At 69.5% G+C, this 19,011-nt stretch carries 12 protein-coding genes; 7 read left to right on the top strand and 5 right to left on the bottom strand.

Translation table 11 applies throughout. From position 1 onward, the window contains the following. Positions 1 to 5: 5 nt before the first annotated feature. The 3 genes from SH922_RS02640 to SH922_RS02630 all read right to left on the bottom strand — a co-directional run bounded on the left by SH922_RS02640 (position 6) and on the right by SH922_RS02630 (position 4,907). Entirely contained in the window at positions 6 to 2,360 is a 2,355-nt protein-coding gene (locus SH922_RS02640) for an FHA domain-containing protein (protein ID WP_393054214.1), read from the bottom strand. A 137-nt stretch (positions 2,361 to 2,497) separates the two neighbouring features. Next, the gene (gene pgm, locus SH922_RS02635) at positions 2,498 to 4,138 is read right to left on the bottom strand and encodes a phosphoglucomutase (alpha-D-glucose-1,6-bisphosphate-dependent) (RefSeq protein WP_393054211.1); all 1,641 of its coding nucleotides are present in this window, start codon (positions 4,136 to 4,138) and stop codon (positions 2,498 to 2,500) included. A 46-nt stretch (positions 4,139 to 4,184) separates the two neighbouring features. Then, entirely contained in the window at positions 4,185 to 4,907 is a 723-nt protein-coding gene (locus SH922_RS02630) for a 4'-phosphopantetheinyl transferase family protein (RefSeq protein ID WP_393054208.1), read from the bottom strand. Positions 4,908 to 5,108: 201 nt separating this feature from the next. On the opposite strand from SH922_RS02630, the gene SH922_RS02625 reads away from it, so the two are divergent. After that, positions 5,109 to 5,603: a GNAT family N-acetyltransferase gene (locus SH922_RS02625; protein WP_393054205.1), complete on the top strand. Its 495-nt coding sequence runs from the start codon at positions 5,109 to 5,111 to the stop codon at positions 5,601 to 5,603. A 105-nt stretch (positions 5,604 to 5,708) separates the two neighbouring features. On the opposite strand, the gene SH922_RS02620 is transcribed toward SH922_RS02625, so the two are convergent. Beyond that, positions 5,709 to 6,941, bottom strand: coding sequence for an MFS transporter (locus SH922_RS02620; RefSeq protein ID WP_393054201.1), 1,233 nt, complete (start codon positions 6,939 to 6,941; stop codon positions 5,709 to 5,711). Between the two features lie 562 nt (positions 6,942 to 7,503). On the opposite strand from SH922_RS02620, the gene SH922_RS02615 reads away from it, so the two are divergent. The 6 genes from SH922_RS02615 to SH922_RS02590 all read left to right on the top strand — a co-directional run bounded on the left by SH922_RS02615 (position 7,504) and on the right by SH922_RS02590 (position 17,654). After that, positions 7,504 to 11,793 (top strand): discoidin domain-containing protein, encoded by a 4,290-nt coding sequence (locus SH922_RS02615; protein ID WP_393054198.1) that lies wholly within the window; start codon positions 7,504 to 7,506, stop codon positions 11,791 to 11,793. Between the two features lie 214 nt (positions 11,794 to 12,007). After that, on the top strand, positions 12,008 to 13,432 hold the full coding sequence (locus SH922_RS02610) for an extracellular solute-binding protein (RefSeq protein WP_393054195.1): 1,425 nt from the start codon (positions 12,008 to 12,010) through the stop codon (positions 13,430 to 13,432). Positions 13,433 to 13,523: 91 nt separating this feature from the next. Continuing rightward, positions 13,524 to 14,483, top strand: a complete 960-nt coding sequence (locus SH922_RS02605; protein WP_393054192.1) for a carbohydrate ABC transporter permease — start codon at positions 13,524 to 13,526, stop codon at positions 14,481 to 14,483. A gap of 15 nt (positions 14,484 to 14,498) precedes the next feature. Next, complete coding sequence (locus SH922_RS02600; protein WP_393054189.1) at positions 14,499 to 15,458, top strand: carbohydrate ABC transporter permease; 960 nt, start codon at positions 14,499 to 14,501, stop codon at positions 15,456 to 15,458. Positions 15,459 to 15,597: 139 nt separating this feature from the next. Then, positions 15,598 to 17,223, top strand: coding sequence for a glycoside hydrolase family 13 protein (locus SH922_RS02595; RefSeq protein WP_393054186.1), 1,626 nt, complete (start codon positions 15,598 to 15,600; stop codon positions 17,221 to 17,223). 104 nt (positions 17,224 to 17,327) lie between these two features. After that, positions 17,328 to 17,654 carry a cupin gene (locus tag SH922_RS02590; protein WP_393054183.1) on the top strand — a complete coding sequence of 109 codons (327 nt, stop codon included), beginning with the start codon at positions 17,328 to 17,330 and terminating at the stop codon, positions 17,652 to 17,654. Between the two features lie 91 nt (positions 17,655 to 17,745). On the opposite strand, the gene SH922_RS02585 is transcribed toward SH922_RS02590, so the two are convergent. Then, on the bottom strand, positions 17,746 to 19,011 hold the full coding sequence (locus tag SH922_RS02585; RefSeq protein WP_393054182.1) for an RNA polymerase sigma factor: 1,266 nt from the start codon (positions 19,009 to 19,011) through the stop codon (positions 17,746 to 17,748).

The raw sequence follows: 19,011 nt of genomic DNA, 5'->3' as shown, positions 1-19,011 counted from the left end.
CGCTCCTACTTCCGCATGATGGCGGGCTCGTGCCGGCGCAGGAGCCTGGCCACCGCGAATCCGAAGACGGCGGACAGCACCACCAGCATCCCCATGTTGAGGAGCCAGATCCCGGCGGAGTGCTCGAACAGGGGGTCCGCGGTCAGCTTCCCGGGCACGATCCTGGCCAGGCCGATGGTCCCTGCCATGGCGCCCAGTGCCCAGCGTGAGGGGATGAGCCAGGACAGCTGCTCGATGCCGGGTACCCCGTGCAGCTTCAGCAGCGCGCCGCAGAAGACGACCTGGACGATCGCGAGCAGCACCAGGAGGGGCATGGTGACCTCCTCCTTGCGCACCAGCGCGGACACCAGGAGGCCCAGCATCATCGCGGTGAAGGACAACAGAGCCACCGTCAGGGTGATTTCGGCCAGGGGTGGCAGGAGCACCCCTTGTCCGCCCGGGGCGTTGAGATCGACACCCACGAGACCGACCAGGGTCAGCACGACGGCCTGGAGCACCGTGATGGTGCCGAGCACCACGACCTTGGACATCAGATACGCGGATCTGGACAGGCCGACGGCACGCTCCCGTTGATAGATCACCCGTTCCTTGACCAGTTCCCGGACGGCGTTGGCGGCGCCCGTCAGCACACCGCCGACACACAGGATGAGCAGCGCGTTCATCGCTGTCTCCTGTGTCAGCCGACTTCCCGCGAGGGCCCGGGTCATGGCTCCCATCACGAAGGGCAGCGCGATCATGATGACGAGGAACGTCCGGTCGGCGCTCAGCGCGGCCGCGTACCGCCGCACGAGGGTCCGCAGTTGCGCACCCCAGCTGCGGGTCTTCGGCGGCGGGGCGACCGCCGCGGCCGCGGCGTGCGGCAGCTGGGGCTGCGAACTGGCGTTGGCGATGTACCGCCGGTGGATGGGGGAGGCGGCGAACTCCTCGGCCCAGGGCCGGTCGCGGTCGTTCTCGAAGGCCTCGAACGCCTCCGGCCACTCGGCGAAACCGAAGAAGGCCAGCGCGTCCTCGGGCGGGCCGTAGTAGGCGATCTTCCCCCCGGGTGCGAGCACCAGCAGCCGGTCGCACACGTCCAGGCTCAGCACGCTGTGCGTGACGACGATGACCGTGCGCCCGTCGTCGGCGAGGCCGCGCAGCATGTGCATGACTGAGCGGTCCATGCCGGGGTCGAGGCCCGACGTCGGCTCGTCGAGAAAGAGCAGCGACGGTTTCGTCAGCAGTTCCAGTGCCACACTCACCCGCTTGCGCTGACCACCGGAGAGACTGTGGATCGGCTGGCCGGCCCGCTGTTCGAGTCCGAGTTCGCGCACCACCTCGGCGACCCGCTCCCGGCGCTCCGACTTGGCGGTGTCCTGAGGAAAACGGAGCTCCGCGGCGTAACCGAGCGCTCTGCCCACCGTCAGCTGGGCGTGCAGGATGTCGTCCTGGGGCACCAGCCCGATACGCTGGCGCAGTTCGGCGTAGTCGTGGTAGAGGTCCCGGCCGTCGTAGAGGACGGTCCCCTCATCGGCCGGGCGCAGTCCGGTCAGGGCGTTCAGAAGCGTGGACTTGCCCGCCCCGCTGGGCCCCACCACACCCAGCAGGCACTTCTCGCCCACCGGGAAAGTGACATGGTCGAGCAGCGTCCTGCGTCCTTTGTCGACAGTCACCGCCAGGTCCTGAACGTCGAGCGACACCTCACCGGTGTCGACGAACTCCTGCAGCGTGTCCCCCACCAGGCAGAAGGCGGAGTGCCCGATGCCGACGATGTCTCCGGGGGAGACGGGTGCACGGTCGGCGGGCTGGCCGTTGAGGAAGGTGCCGTTGTGCGAGCCGAGGTCGACGATCTCGTAGGTGCCGTCCGTATGGGCCAGTAGCTCGGCATGGCGGCGCGAGACGCTCAGATCGTCGACCACAAGGTCGTTTCCGGACCCGCGGCCGATCCGTACGGTGCGGGACGGCAACGGGCGAACGGTGGTCGGCTGCCGGAACGTGCCGGTCGCGGCGGGCATGGAGACGGCCGACGGACGGTCCCGGAGCGAGGGCGCCGGTGTCGGCGCGGGCCGGCTGCTCAGCACGGCTTGCGGCCCGTCCGCCGGATGGCCGAAGCGGATCACGGTGCCGGGCCCGACGTCCGACTCGTGGATGCGCCGGCCGTCGGTGTAGGTGCCGTTCGTACTGCCCTCGTCCTCGATCGACCAGCGGCCGGCCAACGGCCTGAGCACCGCGTGATGCCAAGAGACCCGGACGTCGTCGATGACGATGTCGCTCAAGGGGTCGCGTCCGACGTGGTACTCCCGGCTCGGACTCATCACCGTGGGTCCTGCGTCGGTTTCGAGTACGAGCTCGGGCGCAGTCGGCGCGACAGGCCGCTCTCCCATGCCCGAATTCTATCGACCGGTACGGTTATGTGCCCGGCCAGTCGGGCGGCTGCAGGGGCCCGGGCACGCGGTGGCCGGCGGGGGAGAAGCGAAGGCGCCTCCCTCCGCGCCGGCCCGAACGGGGGAGACGCCTTCTGTCAGGCGTCCAGGGCGGCGGAGACGACGGCCTTGGCCTCCTCCTGGACGCGGGCGAGGTGCTCGGCGCCCCGGAAGGACTCCGCGTAGATCTTGTAGACGTCCTCGGTGCCCGAAGGCCGTGCCGCGAACCAGGCGTTCTCCGTCGTCACCTTGATTCCGCCGATCGCCGCCCCGTTGCCCGGCGCCGAGGTGAGGACGGCCGTGACCGGTTCACCCGCCAGGGTGTCGGCGCTGACCTGCTCGGGGGACAGACGTGCCAGCACGGCCTTCTGCTCGCGGTCCGCGGGGGCGTCGATCCGGGCGTAGGCCGGCTCACCGAACCGGGCGGTCAGCGCGGCGTAGTGCTCGGACGGCGAATCACCCGTCACCGCGAGGATCTCGGAGGCGAGCAGGGCCAGCAGGATGCCGTCCTTGTCCGTCGTCCAGACGGATCCGTCACGGCGGAGGAACGAAGCCCCGGCCGATTCCTCGCCGCCGAAGCCGAGCGACCCGTCGGCCAGGCCGTCCACGAACCACTTGAAGCCGACCGGCACCTCCACCAGCTGCCGGCCGAGATCGGCGGCGACCCGGTCAATCATGCCGGACGACACCAGGGTCTTGCCGATGCCCGCACCCGCCGGCCAGCGGTCCCGGTGTGTGTACAGGTAGTTGATGGCCACGGCGAGGTAGTGGTTCGGATTCATCAGCCCCGCGTCCGGGGTGACGATGCCGTGCCGGTCCGCATCGGCGTCGTTGCCGGTGGCGATCTGGTAGCGGTCACGCTGCCCGATCAGCGAGGCCATCGCGTACGGCGAGGAGCAGTCCATCCGGATCTTGCCGTCCCAGTCCAGCGTCATGAACCGCCAGGTGGGGTCGGTGAGCGGATTGACCACGGTCAGGTCGAGCCGGTGCTGCTCGGCGATGCGGCCCCAGTATGCGACCGAGGCGCCGCCCAGCGGGTCGGCGCCGATCCGCACCCCGGCCGCGCGCACCGCGTCCAGGTCGAGCACCGACGGCAGGTCCGCCACATAGGTGCCCAGGAAGTCGTACGTTCCGGTCGACGGAGCTGCCAGCGCCCGGACGTACGGCATACGGCGCACGTCCTTGAGACCGCCGGCGATGATCTCGTTGGCCCGCTCCTGGATCCAGCCGGTCGCCTCCGACCCGGCCGGGCCGCCGTTCGGCGGGTTGTACTTGAACCCGCCGTCGCCCGGCGGATTGTGTGAGGGGGTGACCACCACACCGTCGGCGAGGTGCGAGCCGCGGCCCCGGTTGTACGTGAGGATGGCATGCGAGACCGCGGGCGTCGGGGTGTAGCCGTCGGCGGAGTCGATGAGCACGGTCACGCCGTTCGCGGCGAACACCTCGATGGCGGTGACCCGCGCGGGCTCCGAGAGTGCGTGGGTGTCGGCCCCGAGAAAGAGCGGCCCGTCCGTGCCCTGCAGTGCCCGGTACTCACTGATCGCCTGGCTCGTCGCCGCGATGTGGTCTTCGTTGAACGCGGTGGCCGTCGACGACCCGCGATGCCCCGAGGTGCCGAAGGCGACCCGCTGGCCCGGTTCGGCCGGATCGGGGTGCAGCGTGTAATACGCCGTCACCAGCCGTGCCACATCGGTCAGGTCCTCCGGACGCGCCTGCTGTCCGGCTCGTGTCTGCGGCATCTGCCACTCCTCCGTATCGGTCGGTCGGTACGATCTGCCCGCCCCGCTATTTTCGCTGGTCGCCGACACGGGCCGGCGGCTGCCCCGCCGCACGGACGGCCACCGCCGCCGCGTATCCGGCGGGCGCCTCGACATCGGTGACCGTCCAGCCGGCCGGGCCCGGCCCGGGGCGGGGGCCGGTGCCCACATGCTCGGCCGCGAGGCCGCCGGCCAGGCCGATGCCCTCGCCCTTCAGGTAGGCCTCCTTACGGGTCCAGACCCGGCCGAATGCGGCCGGCCGCTGCTCAGCGGGGAGCTGCGCCAGCTCGCGGGACTCCGCCGGGTGCAGCTGATCGGCGATCTCGGACACGACCCCGGGCTTCGGGACCAGCTCGACGTCCACCCCCACCGGCACGTCCGCGAACGCCAGCAGCGCCACCCCGCGGGTGTGCGACAGGGAGAAATGCACACCGCCGCCGGTCGCGGGACGGCCGTGCGGGCCACTGCAGGACGGACACGGCTCCCGAGTGAGGGGCACGGCACCGGGCGCGACGCCCAGCCGCGCCCCGAGCAGCAGCCTCAGGGCCACATGCGCGGCGACGTAACAACTGCGGTCGGCCGCGACGACCAGGCGTGCCGCCCTGTCGAGTTCACCGGCATCGAGGATCTCCGGCGCGAGCCGCTGCGCATGCCCGCCGTGCCGTACCGCGTCCACCAGCCAGAGTGAGGGGACGCCGGGCGGAAAGCGGAGGGGTGGGATCCGGTGACCGTCCTCGGGGAATGCGAACATGTCGGGCTGATACACCGTTACGTCGATTCCTTCGCCGGGGAGGGCGCCGTGAGAACGTGTCACGGCGGAGCGGTCACCGATATCCTATGGAGATCCGGACAGGGGCCGACGTACGGTCGATCACAGTGTGGCCAGTTCATCGCGCTCACGAGGCGCGGCGGGCTTTACGGGCCACCGGCCCCTTCGGACAGGAGACCCCTGATGTCATCGGACAGCCACCCGCGCTCGGACGCGGTACTGCTGCGGGAGGCACGCGTCGAGGACGCAGAGCGCCTCACCCGGCTCTTTCTCGATTCGCGTGCCGCTGCCATGCCGTACCTGAAGCGGGTGCACAGCGACGAGGCGACACTTGGCTGGATGACCCACGTCGTGCTGCCCGACACGGACGTCTGGGTGGCCGAGCTCCCGGAGGGCGGGGGAGTGGCGGAGCCGGTCGGCTTCGTCTCGGTCGACGGCGATGAGCTCGAACACCTCTATCTGCGACCCGACATGCGCCGCCGGGGCATCGGAACGCTGCTGCTCGCGAAGGCCAGGGAAAGCAGCCCGCAGGGGCTCGCCCTGTACACCTTCCAGCGGAACTCCGGCGCCCGGGCCTTCTACGAGCGGCACGGATTCACCTCCGTCGGGTTCGACGACGGCAGCCGCAACGAGGAGAACGAGCCGGACGTCAGATACCACTGGAGCCCGGCGGGCTGAACCGGCGGGCTTCAGCGGCCGGCTCAACCGGCAGGCGTGCGAAACCGGAGGAGACGAGCGGGGTCCGCGGCGACGGGCCCCGCTCGTCTCGTCGTTGAGCCGTTATCAGCTCGTCAGCCGGTGAGGCGGGAGCCCGGACTTGATACGGCGGCCCCACGCGGCACGCGCATGGGCCGCGGCCAGTACTGCCATCCCGGCGGTGGCCGCCGCGGCGATCGCGAAGCCGCCGTTGGCGCCGTACCCGTCCACCGCGCGCCCGGACAGCGCTGCCGCACCGGCCGAACCAGCGGCGCTCGCCGAGTTCAGCCAGGTGAACGCCTGGGTGAGAGCGGCACGGTCCACAGCTGCCGTGGTGAGCACCGAGGAGAGCACCAGGACCGGGGGGATGGCCATGCCGGTGACAGTGAGTACGAACCCCATCCCCAGAAACGAGTCGGCGACGAGCAGTGGCAGGCAGCTGAGGGCCAACCCGGCCGACACGATCGCCAGTTGCACCTGCTGCGCGGCCCGCCACCGACGCAGACCGTAGAGCCAGCCGGCCAGCAGGCCGGCGCAGTTCGACACCGCGTAGAGCGGCGCGGCCGTCTCCGCCGCGCTGTGCTCCACCGCGAAGGCCGTCACCGAGACCTGCATGGCGCCGAAGTACAGGCCCAGGGTGAGGTTGACACCGACCTGCACCGCGAACCCCGGCCGCCGCAACGAACGGCCTGCGCGTCTGCGCTCAGCCGTTCCGGCCGTGGGGGGCGCTGTGCGGCGCTGCGCGGCGAAGGCCAGTCCGCCACCCACCACCAGGGTCGTGGCCAGCACCATGCCGTACGACGGGTCGCTGCTCGCTCCGACCGCGGTGACCAGGGCCGGTCCGGTCAGGTAGCACAGCCCGTTGCCTAGCGATTCCAGGGCGAAGGCGGTGGGCAGCGCTTCCGCCCGCTCGCCTGTCAGCAGCGCCGACCAGCGGGCGGACGACAGTGCGCCGAGCTGCGGCATCGTGGCGCCCACCAGCGCTCCGGCCGCCGTCATCAGACGGTGCGGACTGCCGTTCTCGACCACGGTCAGCAGTGAAACCACTGCGGTGGTGTGGGCGAGGAGGATGGGTGTCAGCATGCGGGTCTGGCCGAAGCGGTCGATCAGCCGGGCGAGTTGCGGTCCGACCAGCGCATCGGCAACGGCGAAACCGCCGGTCACCAGGCCGGCCGCGGCGTAGGAGCCGGTTCGGCCGTGTACCAGCCAGATGATGCCGAGGCCGGTCATGGCGATGCCGATGCGGCCGGCGGTGGCAGTGAGGAAGAAGGCCGGGGCGCCAGGGGTGCGGAGCAGGGTGCGGTAGGTCGCCGAAGACACGGCGCGTCTCTTTCGCTGCCCGGCGGGGCGGACCACCCGGGGTCGTCGGCGTCCTGATGTGCCGACCCGTGGTCATCGCCTGGAACCGTCCAGTGCTGGCGTGGAGCAGGGACGCGCACCCCATGCCGACTCCATCACCGGGCAGAGGTCTCTCGGGTGGTCTCGGGTGTACGAACAGCCCGACCCTAGGCTCTGCGGGTGGCCGCGTCCAGGCGGCCCGATCACACCAAGCCGCCCGGCTGCTCCGCCTCCCCCTCCGAACTGGCACCTTTCAGCGCCTTTCATCAACGCGCAAATTCCTTGCGTGAAGCGCGGGCGCGCGCACGGCTGATCGATGCGGAGCCAAATGCCTTGATTGTCATGCCAATTGTGGCGGCACGGCGGAGTCCGTTCGGGTTTCTTCTTCTGCCACAACAGTGGACGAGTTCTCATTTCTCTGCAACTCTCTGACCGCAAAACGCAAAAGTCCACCCTGTTGGTGCAGGAATCCATGCCTCAGCAGGTACGCAGACAGAGCCGCGCCTTGGTCGCTCCCTGCGCCGAGGCTGAAGATCGGGGACATATGAGAACGCAACGCTGGAGGTGGCGGGTCCTTTCCACCGCCGTCACCACGAGCCTGCTGATGGTCGGATGGCCGGCGCTCAACGCGTCGGCGGCCGGCGGCCCGAACATCGCCGCCGGGCACAGGACGGCCGCGAGCAGCGCGGGCAGCGGGAGAGACGCCGGGAACATCGCCGACGGAGAACAGTCGACGTACTGGGAAGGGGCAGGCAGTTCCCTGCCCCAGTGGGTGCAGAGCGACCTGGGCAAGGTCACCCGCATCGACCAGGTCACCCTGAAGCTTCCCGCCGACTGGAAGAGCCGCCGGCAGACCCTCTCGCTCCAGGGCAGCGCCGACGGCACCAGCTTCACCACGCTGAAGACCTCGGCCGCCTACACCTTCGCGCCGGGCAGCTCCAACAGGGTCACCATCGCTGTTCCGGCCACCCGGGCCCGGTTCGTACGGGCGGACATCACCGCGAACACCGCGGCGAAGAACGGCCAGCTCGCCGAGCTGGAGGTGCGCGCGGCGGGGGAGTCGTCGGTGAACCTCGCGGCCGGCCGCACGCTCGCGGCCAGCAGCTACACCGAGACGTACGTCGCCGCCCACGCCAACGACGGCAACGCGGCGAGCTACTGGGAGAGCCGCAACGGCGCGCTTCCGCAGTGGATCCAGGCCGACCTCGGTTCCTCGGTCCGGGTCGACCGGGTGGTGCTGCGGCTGCCGGACGGCTGGGAGACCCGCAGTCAGACGCTGAAGATCCAGGGCAGTACCAACGGCTCGGACTTCAGCGATCTGACGCAGTCCCAGGCGTACACATTCAGTCCGACGGCCGGCGAGTCGGCGACGATCTCCTTCGACGCCACCACCACCCGCTATGTGCGTGTGCTCGTGAGCGCCAACTCCGTCCAGCCGGGCGCACAGGTCTCCGAGCTGGAGATCTACGGGCCGGCGTCCGGTGACACCGAGGCGCCGACCGCGCCGACGCAACTGGCGTACACCGAACCGGCCACCGGACAGATCAGGCTGACCTGGAAGGCGTCGACGGACAACACCGCCGTGACCGGGTACGACATCTACGCCGACAACACGCTGCTGACGAGCGTGGCCGGCGATGTCACCACGTTCACCGACACCCGCCCGGCCGGCACCACCGTGTCGTACTACGTCCGCGCCAAGGACGCGGCCGGCAACGCCTCGGCGAACAGCAACACCGTGACGCGGACCGGGGGCACCGGCGACACCCAGGCGCCGACCGCACCGGCCAACCTGAGCTTCACAGAGTCGACCGCCGGGCAGATCAAGCTGGTCTGGCAGGCGTCCACCGACAACAAGGCCGTCACCGGGTACGACATCTACGCCAACAACGTGCTGCGCAGGAGCGTCGGGGGCGATGTCACCACCTACACGGACACCCAGTCCGCCGGCACCACCGTCTCCTACACCGTCCGGGCCAAGGACGCGGCGGGCAACGTATCGGGCGACAGCAACACCGTCACCCGCAACGGAAGCACCGGAACGGCGTCCAACCTCGCGATCGGCAAGCCCATCACCGCCTCGTCCGTGGTCCACACGTTCGTGGCGGAGAACGCCAACGACAACAGCGTGACCACCTATTGGGAGGGTGCCGGGGGCAGCTACCCGAACACCCTGACCGTGAAGCTGGGTGCCAACGCCGACACCGAGAGCGTCGTCGTCAAGCTCAACCCGGACAGCAGCTGGGGCGCCAGGACGCAGAACATCCAGGTCCTCGGCCGGGAGCAGAGTGCCTCGTCCTTCACCGGTCTGGTCGCGGCCAAGGACTACGCGTTCAGCCCGGGCAGCGGCAACGTGGTGACCATTCCGGTCAGCGGCCGGGTCGCCGACGTCCAGCTGAAGTTCAACTCCAACACCGGCTCGCCTGCCGGTCAGGTCGCGGAGTTCCAGGTCCTGGGCGCCCCGGCGCCCAATCCGAACCTCCAGGTCAGCTCGGTGACGGCAGCCCCGGCCGCGCCCGTCGAGTCGGACCCGGTCACGCTCACCGCGACGGTGCGCAACAGCGGTTCGGTCGCGGCACCGGCGAGCAAGGTCGAGTTCCGGCTCGGCGGCTCCAAGGTCGCCACCGCGTCCGTGGGGGCACTGGCGGGCGGGGCCTCCGTCCAGGTCAGCGCCGACATCGGCCCGCGTGACGCGGGCACGTACGCACTGAGTGCGGTCGCCGACCCGGCGAACGAGGTCATCGAGCAGAACGAGACCGACAACACGTACACGAGCGCGACCGGCCTGGTCGTGAAGCCGGTCGCCAGCTCGGACCTGGTCTCCACCGGGGTCAGCACCTCCCCGTCGGCCCCGTCCGCCGGCCAGAACGTCACCTTCTCCGTCGCCGTCAAGAACCAGGGCACAGTGGCGTCCGCCTCGGGCGGCCACGCCATCACGCTGACGCTGCTCGACTCCAAGGGCGCCACGGTGAAGACACTCACCGGCACCTACAACGGAGCGATAGCCGCCGGTGCGACCGGCGCCCCGGTGAACCTGGGCAGCTGGACAGCGGCCAACGGTTCCTACTCCGTGAAGACCGTGATCGCGGACGACGCCAACGAACTCCCGGTGAAGCGCGAGAACAACACCGCCACCAGCTCGCTCTTCGTCGGACGCGGCGCCGACATGCCGTACGACATGTACGAGGCCGAGGACGGGGTCACCGGCGGCGGTGCGCAGGTCGTCGGCCCGAACAGGACCGTCGGCGACGTGGCGGGCGAGGCGTCCGGCCGCAAGGCCGTCACCCTCAACAGCACCGGCAACTACGTCGAGTTCACCACCAGGGCGAGCACCAACTCCCTGGTGACCCGCTTCTCCGTCCCGGACTCCGCGGGCGGCGGGGGCATCGACTCCAAGCTGAACGTCTACGTTGACGGCACCTTCCTCAAGGCGATCGACCTCACCTCGAAGTACGCGTGGCTGTACGGCGCCGAGACCGGGCCGGGCAACTCCCCGGGCTCGGGTTCGCCGCGGCACATCTACGACGAGGCGAACATGCTGCTGGGCAGGACCGTCCCGGCCGGCAGCAAGATCCGGCTCCAGAAGGACGCCGCGAACACCAGCACGTACGCGATCGACTTCATCAGCCTGGAGCAGGCGACGCAGATCCCGAACCCGGACGCGGCCGCCTACGCCGTGCCCGCCGGGTTCACCCACCAGGACGTCCAGAACGCCCTGGACAAGGTACGGATGGACACCACGGGCAAGCTGGTCGGCGTCTACCTGCCGGCCGGTGACTACCAGACCGCGAGCAAGTTCCAGGTCTACGGGAAGGCCGTCAAGGTCGTCGGTGCGGGTCCCTGGTACACCAGGTTCTTCGCACCCTCCGGCCAGGAGAACACCGACAACGGCTTCCGTGCCGAGGCCGGCGCCAAGGGCTCGTCGTTCGCGAACTTCGCGTACTTCGGGAACTACACCTCGCGCATCGACGGCCCCGGCAAGGTGTTCGACTTCTCCAACGTCTCGGACATCGTGATCGACAACGTCTGGAACGAGCACCAGGTGTGCCTCTACTGGGGCGCCAACACCGACAGCATCACCATCAGGAACTCCCGCATCCGGAACACGTTCGCCGACGGCATCAACATGACCAACGGCTCGACGGACAACCACGTCGTGAACAACGAGTCCCGGGCCACCGGGGACGACAGCTTCGCGCTGTTCTCCGCCATCGACTCCGGCGGCGCGGACATGAAGAACAACGTCTACGAGAACCTCACGTCGCTGCTGACCTGGCGTGCGGCGGGTGTCGCCGTCTACGGCGGCTACGACAACACCTTCCGCAACATCCTCATCGCGGACACCCTGGTCTACTCCGGCATCACGGTCAGCTCGCTGGACTTCGGCTACCCGATGAACGGCTTCGGGACCGGTCCGACCACGGTCGAGAACGTCTCCGTGCTCCGCTCCGGCGGCCATTTCTGGGGGTCGCAGACTTTCCCCGGCATCTGGCTGTTCTCCGCCTCCAAGGTCTTCCAGGGCATCCGGATCAACCACGTGGACATCGTCGACCCGACGTACAGCGGCATCATGTTCCAGACCAACTACGTAGGAGGACAGCCCCAGTTCCCGATCAAGGACACGATTCTGACCGACATCTCGATCTCCGGCGCCCGCAAGAGCGGGGACGCCTTCGACGCCAAGTCCGGATTCGGGCTGTGGGCCAACGAGATGCCGGAGTCCGGACAGGGGCCTGCCGTCGGTGAGGTCACCTTCAACGGGCTGAAGCTCAGCGGCAACGCCCTGGACGTGAAGAACACGACCTCCACCATGAAGATCAACATCAACCCGTAAGCCGCACCGCATCCAGGAGCGCCGTCCGGTCTGCCGGACGGCGCTCCGTGCTGCGCGCAGGTCGGCCCCCGCACACCGCGTGCGAAGAGCTGTCAAACTTTTACGAAAACTGCGCGAGATATTGCGTTCACATGTTGCCGCTGGTTGAGTGTGCCTCGCCCCGGCAGAGAGTCGGCCGAGGGCCATCCACGCTCATGCCCAAAGGGGACCATCGATGAGAAGTGCTGGGTTGCGCCGCACACGCCGTATCAGCCGTGCCTCCGCGGCTGCCCTTGTCACCGCACTTGCCCTGACCTCGCTCGCCTCCTGCGGCACGAGCAGCAGCAAGGACGGGGACTCGAACAGCGCGTCCAAGGGATCGTCCGACCCTTCCGCCCCGCTCGACCCGAAGGCGAAGGTGACGATCTCGATCGACTGCATGCCGCCGGCGGCCAAGGCTGCGGAGCTGCGCGAGTGGAACGAGGACATCAAGACGTTCAGCAAGACCTACCCGAACGTCAAGATCAACGGAAAGTCCACCCCCGGACAGTGCAACGAGCCGCCCCGCTTCACCGCCATGCTCAAGGGGAAGTCGCAACCCGACGTCTTCTACGCGTACTTCACCGACCTCCAGCAGGTGCTGGACAACGACGGGGCCGAGGACATCTCCGCCTACGTCACCGACAAGACCGTGCCCGCGCTGAAGGACATCCAGCCCCAGGTCGTCGACGTGGCCCGCAAGGACGGCAAGCTCTACGCCCTGCCGACCAGCAACTACACCATGGGCCTGATGATCAACCGGAAGCTGTTCACGCAGGCCGGTCTCGACCCGAACACCCCGCCCGCCACCTGGGACGAGGTCCGTACCGCGGCCAAGAAGATCGCGGGCCTGGGCAAGGGCATCGCCGGCTTCGGCGAGTACAGCGCCGGCAACAACGGCGGCTGGCACTTCGCTGCCACCCAGTACGGCCTCGGAGGGGATGTCGTCGACGCCTCGGGCAAGAAGGCCGCCTTCAACGACGTCGCCGGCAAGCAGGTCCTCCAGCAGCTGCACGACATGCGCTGGGAGGACGACAGCATGGGCAAGACCCAGCTGCTGAAGTGGGGCGACCTGCAGAAGCAGATATCCAGCGACAAGCTGGGCATGTTCCTCGCCGCCCCCGACGACATCGCGTACATGGTCCAGCAGCTCGGTGCCACGTACGAGACCTTCGGCCTTGGCCCGATCCCCGGCGCCAAGGGAACCCTGTTCGGCGGCAACAACTACATGATCAAGAAGGGCAGTTCGCCCGACCAGATCAAGGCCGCCGTCGCCTGGCTGAACTTCAAGAACCTCACCCCGGGCAAGGGCCAGTTCGACTGGGCCCGCACCAAGGCCGACAAGCTTCCCGTCGGGCTTCCGCAGCCGAACTTCTTCCTGGGGGGCAGCAAGGCCAAGGACGACGCTTCACGCACCGCCAACGCCTCGATGCCCATCGAGAACTTCAAGGCCTTCATGGACAACCCCGTCCAGGGAAAGGCCGAGCCGCCGAAGGCGCAGGAGATCTACAAGATCCTCGACAACGCCATGTCCGGCGTGCTGACCAACGAGGACGCCGACATCGACAAACTGCTCTCCACCGCCGAGCAGCAGGTCAACCAGGTTCTGGCGAACCAGTAGCGGACGCACGGGACCGGGTCCCGCAGACCCGGTCCCGCATCCGGACCCGTCTGACTGCGCTCGAAGTTCACCGGCACCGAGGAGACACACCATGTCGGCCCCTACTCTGTCGTCCCACAAGGCGACCGGGCCCCGCCCAGGACATCCGGGCCGCGCCCGTCGTGACTCCGCCCGTGAGGAGTTCCTGCGCGCCTTGCGCCGCAACATCTCAGCACACGGCTTCCTGATCGGAGCGGTGCTCTGTTTCTCGCTCTTCTCCTGGTATCCGATGGTCAGGGAATTCGTCCTGGCCTTCCAGAAGACCGAGGACGGCAGGACCACCTGGGCCGGCTGGTCCAACCTGACCTACGTCTTCAACGACCCGGCCTTCTGGCAGGCCTGGCGCAACACCCTGCTGTTCACCGTGCTGGCGCTGCTGCTCGGCTTCGTCGTCCCGTTCGTCGTCGCCGTCGTGCTCAACGAGTTCCGGCACGGGCAGGGCTATCTGCGGCTGCTGGTCTACCTCCCCGTGATGCTGCCGCCGGTCGCCTCCGTACTGCTCTTCAAGTACTTCTACGACCCCGGATACGGACTCTTCAACCGCATCCTGGACATCTTCCACCTGCCCGCCCAGCAGTGGCTCCAGGACACCGACACCGCCATGCTCTCGGTCGTCATCGCGGCGACCTGGATGAACATGGGCGGCGCGACCCTGATCTACCTGGCCGCACTCCAGGGCATCCCCGGGGAGCTGTACGAGGCGGCGGAACTGGACGGTGCGGGACTGCTGCGCAAGATCTGGCACGTCACCATCCCGCAGACCCGGCTCATCCTCTCGCTGCTCCTGCTCATGCAGGTCATCGCGACGATGCAGGTCTTCACCGAGCCGTTCCTGCTGACCAACGGCGCCGGCCCGGAGGGCTCCACCACGACCGTCGTCTACCTCATCTACCAGTACGCCTTCAACTTCAACAACTACGGCAGCGCGGCGGCACTCGGCCTCGTCCTGCTCGTCGTCCTCGCGGGGTTCTCCGCGGTGTACGTACGACTGAGCCGCAGCAGCGAAGACTAGGACGGGAGCACGACCATGGCAACGAACACGCTTGTCTCCCGGCGCGGGAGCGAGGCGCGCAGAGCGGACCGGCGCAGGGCCGGACGCGCTGCGGACCCCGGGCGCCAGCGGACCCTGATCTCGCCGGCCCAGCTCGGCAGACCCCGCGGCAAGGCCTTCTACTGGATCGTCTTCACCCTGGTGATCATCCTGTTCACGGTGGCCTTCCTCGGGCCGCTCTACTGGATGGTCACCGGTGGCCTCAAGACCACCCAGGAAGTCGTGCAGAGCCCGCCCACCGCATTCCCCAGCTCGCTCCACACCGAGAACTACAGCCAGGCCTGGACCGTGATGGACCTGTCCAAGCTGCTGTTCAACACCCTGTACTACGCCTTCGGCGCGCTCGCCTTCCAGCTCGTCTTCGACGTGGCGGCCGCGTACTCGCTGTCCAAGCTCCGGCCGGTGTTCGGCAAGGTCATCCTCGGGATGATGCTGGCCACCCTGATGATCCCGGCCACCGTGCTGGTCGTACCCCAGTACCTCACCGTCCTGGACGTCCCGGTCTTCCAGCGCAATCTGGTCAACTCGCCCTGGGTGATCTGGCTTCCGTCGGTCACCAACGCGTTCAACATCTTCCTGCTGAAGCGGTTCTTCGACTCCATCCCGCGCGAACTCCTCGACGCCGCCGCGATCGACGGTGCGTCGCCGCTGCGGACCCTGCGCTCGATCGTCCTGCCGATCTCCCGGCCGATCCTCGGCGTCGTCTCCATCTTCGCCGTCGTCGGGGTATGGAAGGACTTCCTCTGGCCGATGCTCACCCTGCCCGACCCCGGCAAGCAGACCCTGAACGTGGGCATCTACTCACTGGCCAGCGGTGTACCCGAGAACATACTCATCGCCGCGCTCACCATCGCGTCGATTCCGACGCTGCTGATCTTCCTGCTCTTCCAGCGCAACATCATGAGCGGTCTGACCGCGGGCGGCCTCAAGGGGTAGCCCCTCCGGGACCATGCCCCGGACCGACCGCCGGGGTCCCGTCCGCCGCCTTCCCCTCAGCACTCCGCCGCCGGCCCTCCCGTCCTGCCCCGCTCGCCGGGCCGGCGGCGGAGTCCCACCTGCCCGAAAGGAACGCCACGTGGCAGCCAACCGTCCGTCCGAGGCCACCGCGAACTGGTGGCGAGACGCCGCCATCTACCAGATCTACGTACGCAGCTTCGCCGATGGCGACGGTGACGGCACCGGCGACCTCGCGGGGGTCCGGGCCAAGCTGCGCTACCTCGTCGAACTGGGCGTGGACGCACTCTGGTTCACCCCTTGGTACCTCTCACCGCTCGCCGACGGCGGCTACGACGTGGCCGACTACCGCACCATCGACCCGGCGTTCGGCACCCTCGCCGAGGCCGAGAAGCTGATCGCGGAGGCCCGTGAACTGGGCATCCGCACCATCATCGACATCGTGCCCAACCACGTGTCCGACCAGCACGCGTGGTTCCGGGCCGCCCTCGACGCCGGCCCCGGCAGCCCCGAACGTGACCTCTTCCACTTCCGCACCGGGCGCGGCGCCGACGGCGAGATCCCGCCCAACGACTGGGTGTCCGAATTCGGCGGCACACCGTGGACCCGGCTGGATGACGGGGAGTGGTACCTCCACCTCTTCGCCACCCAGCAGCCCGACCTCAACTGGGCACACCCGGCTGTCCGCCAGGAGCACGAGGACGTGCTGCGCTTCTGGTTCGAGCGCGGGGTCTCGGGCGTAAGGATCGACTCGGCGGCCCTGCTCGCCAAGGACCCCGCGCTGCCCGACTTCGTCCGGGGCAGCGACCCGCACCCCTTCGTCGACCGCGACGAGCTGCACGACATCTACCGCTCCTGGCGTGCCATAGCCGACGAGTACGGCGGCGTCTTCGTCGGAGAGGTGTGGCTGCCGGACACCGAGCGGTTCGCCCGCTATCTGCGCCCCGACGAGCTGCACACCGCCTTCAACTTCAACTTCCTGGCCTGCCCGTGGGACGCCGCGCTCCTGAGGACCGCGATCGACGGCACACTCGCCGAGCACGCGTCGGTCGGCGCTCCGGCCACCTGGGTCCTGTGCAACCACGACGTGACCCGCACCGTCACCCGCTACGGCCGGGCGGAGACAGGCTTCGACTTCGCCGCGAAAACCTTCGGTACGCCCACGGACCTCGCCCTCGGCACCCGGCGGGCCCGCGCCGCGGCCCTCCTCTCGCTGGCCCTGCCCGGTGCGGCCTACCTCTACCAGGGCGAGGAACTCGGACTGCCGGAGGCCGACATCCCGCTCGACCGCATCCAGGACCCGATGCACTTCCGCAAGGGCGGCACCGACCCCGGACGCGACGGCTGCCGGGTACCGCTGCCCTGGGCGGCGCAGGAACCGTACGCCGGATTCGGCGCCACCACCGCACCCTGGCTCCCGCAGCCGGCCGGCTGGTCCGCGTACGCAGCCGACCTCCAGAGCGGCGACCCGGACTCGATGCTCAGTCTGTACCGCGAGGCCCTGTTGCTGCGCCGGACCGAACCAGGGTTCGACACGGCGGGCGAGCCCGGGATACGCCGGCTCACCTGGCTGGACGCGGCGCCCGAGGTGCTCGCCTTCACCCGGACCGACGGTCTCGTCTGCGTCGTCAACCTGGCCGCCGAGGCCGCCGAGCTGCCGCAGCACACCAGGATCCTCCTGGCCAGCGGCCCCCTGGACGGCGTGGGGAGGCTGCCGCAGGACACCGCGGTCTGGCTGCGCGTCTGACGGTCCGGGCGGCGACGCACCTGTCGACGGAACCGGCTGTGCGTGGCGCACGGCCGGGTCCGGCAGGATCGCGGGGGAGCGGGGGCTGCGGCAGAGTGGGGCACATGGACGCTCCGAATGATCTGAATGCCCTGGCCGACGAGCACCTGGCCGCGGCCCGCACCTCCCCGCACGGCCGCAGCGCCCACCTCCTGCTCCACGAGGACCCGCTGCGCCAGACCGTCATCGCGCTGGCCGAGGGCCGCGCCCTCGACGAGCACAACGCCCCGCCCGCCGCCTCCCTCCAGGTGCTGCGCGGCTCGGTGCGGCTCACCGCGGGGTCGGGCGACGTGGAACTGGCCGCCGGACAGCTGTACCCGATCCCTCAGGAAAGGCACGGGCTGCTCGCCCTGGAGGACGCGGTGGTACTGCTGACGGCCGTCAACGACTGACGGGCCGTTGTCGGTGGCGGCGCCGTTCGGACGTTACTGCCACTGCCACTGCCACTGCCCGGCGCCGGTGCCGTAGGGGTGCCTGGCCCGGTCAGCTGCCGGGCAGCGCGTTGCGGCGGCGCCGCAGGAAGTCCTGCTCGGCCCTGTTGTCAGTGAGCCTCGTGGCCGTCTCGTACGCGGCCGCGGCCTCCGGAATACGGCCCAGCCTGCGCAGCAGATCGGCCCGCACCGCGTGGAACACGTAGTAGTCGTCCAGCTCCAGCGGGCCGAGGAGCGCGAGCGCCTCCTGCGGCCCCGCCACCTCGGCCACCGCGACGGCACGGTTCAGCGACACCACCGGACTCGGGGCCATGGCCAGCAATTGGTCGTACAGCCGCAGGATCTGCTCCCAGTCGGTGTCCGCCGCGACCGCCGCATCGCTGTGCACGGCGTTGACCGCGGCCTGGATCTGGTACGGGCCGGGGCGGGCCCTTCGCAGGCACTGCCGGACGAGCGCCTGCCCCTCGGCGATCAGTTCGCGGTCCCACAGACCGCGGTCCTGCTCGTCCAGCGGCACCAGTTCGCCCTCCGGACCCGAGCGTGCGGGGCGGCGCGATTCGGTGAGCAGCATGAGGGCGAGCAGCCCCACCGCCTCCGGTTCGTCGGGCATCAGCCGGGCGAGCAGGCGGCCGAGGCGGACCGCCTCTGCGCACAGGTCCTCGCGCACCAGCCGGTCACCCGAACTCGCCGCGTACCCCTCGTTGAAGACGAGGTAGACCACGGCGAGGACCGAGCGGACCCGCTCGGGCAGATCGGCGTCCGCCGGCACCCGGTAGGGGATCCGGGCATCGCGGATCTTGGCCTTCGCCCGCACCAGCCGCTGCGCCATTGTCGGTTCCGGGACCAGGAACGCGTGCGCAAGTTCGGCAGTGGTGAGACCGCCCAGCAGCCGCAGGGTCAGGGCGACCTGGGCGTTGGCGGAGAGCGAAGGGTGGCAGCAGGTGAACATGAGGCGGAGCCGGTCGTCCTGCACGGGGCCCTCCTGGGCCGGTTCGTCCCGGGCGTTCAGCAGTGCGGCCCGGGCGTGCCGGCCGGCACGCGAGGCCTCGCGGCGCAGCCGGTCGATGGCGCGGTTGCGGGCGGTGGTGATGATCCAGCCGGCCGGTGCGGGCGGCACCCCGGTCTCCGGCCAGCGGCCGAGCGCGGTGGCGAACGCCTCCTGGACCGCCTCCTCGGCGAGGTCGATGTCACCGAACGCGCCGACGAGCACGGCCACGCACCGTCCGTACTCCGAACGGAAGAGCCGCTCGATGTCTCCCGCCGACGCGGCGGTGCGGTCCGGTTCGCGGCCCCCGGCGGACCGGGCGGTCGAGCTCAT

This window comes from Streptomyces sp. LN549, assembly GCF_043203805.1.
In the GTDB taxonomy this organism is placed as follows: Bacteria; Actinomycetota; Actinomycetes; order Streptomycetales; family Streptomycetaceae; genus Streptomyces.
The sequence above is the reverse complement of the archived record's forward strand: the minus strand, read 5'-3'. Positions and strand labels throughout refer to the sequence as shown.

Bases quoted from the DNA above. Each gene is read 5' to 3' on its own strand.
- pgm (WP_393054211.1), bottom strand. From the start codon at position 4,138: ATGCCGCAGACACGAGCCGGACAGCAGGCGCGTCCGGAGGACCTGACC.
- SH922_RS02625 (WP_393054205.1), top strand. From the start codon at position 5,109: ATGTCATCGGACAGCCACCCGCGCTCGGACGCGGTACTGCTGCGGGAG.
- SH922_RS02605 (WP_393054192.1), top strand. From the start codon at position 13,524: ATGTCGGCCCCTACTCTGTCGTCCCACAAGGCGACCGGGCCCCGCCCA.
- SH922_RS02600 (WP_393054189.1), top strand. From the start codon at position 14,499: ATGGCAACGAACACGCTTGTCTCCCGGCGCGGGAGCGAGGCGCGCAGA.
- SH922_RS02610 (WP_393054195.1), top strand. From the start codon at position 12,008: ATGAGAAGTGCTGGGTTGCGCCGCACACGCCGTATCAGCCGTGCCTCC.
- SH922_RS02585 (WP_393054182.1), bottom strand. From the start codon at position 19,011: ATGAGCTCGACCGCCCGGTCCGCCGGGGGCCGCGAACCGGACCGCACC.
- SH922_RS02615 (WP_393054198.1), top strand. From the start codon at position 7,504: ATGAGAACGCAACGCTGGAGGTGGCGGGTCCTTTCCACCGCCGTCACC.
- SH922_RS02590 (WP_393054183.1), top strand. From the start codon at position 17,328: ATGGACGCTCCGAATGATCTGAATGCCCTGGCCGACGAGCACCTGGCC.
- SH922_RS02640 (WP_393054214.1), bottom strand. From the start codon at position 2,360: ATGGGAGAGCGGCCTGTCGCGCCGACTGCGCCCGAGCTCGTACTCGAA.
- SH922_RS02630 (WP_393054208.1), bottom strand. From the start codon at position 4,907: ATGTTCGCATTCCCCGAGGACGGTCACCGGATCCCACCCCTCCGCTTT.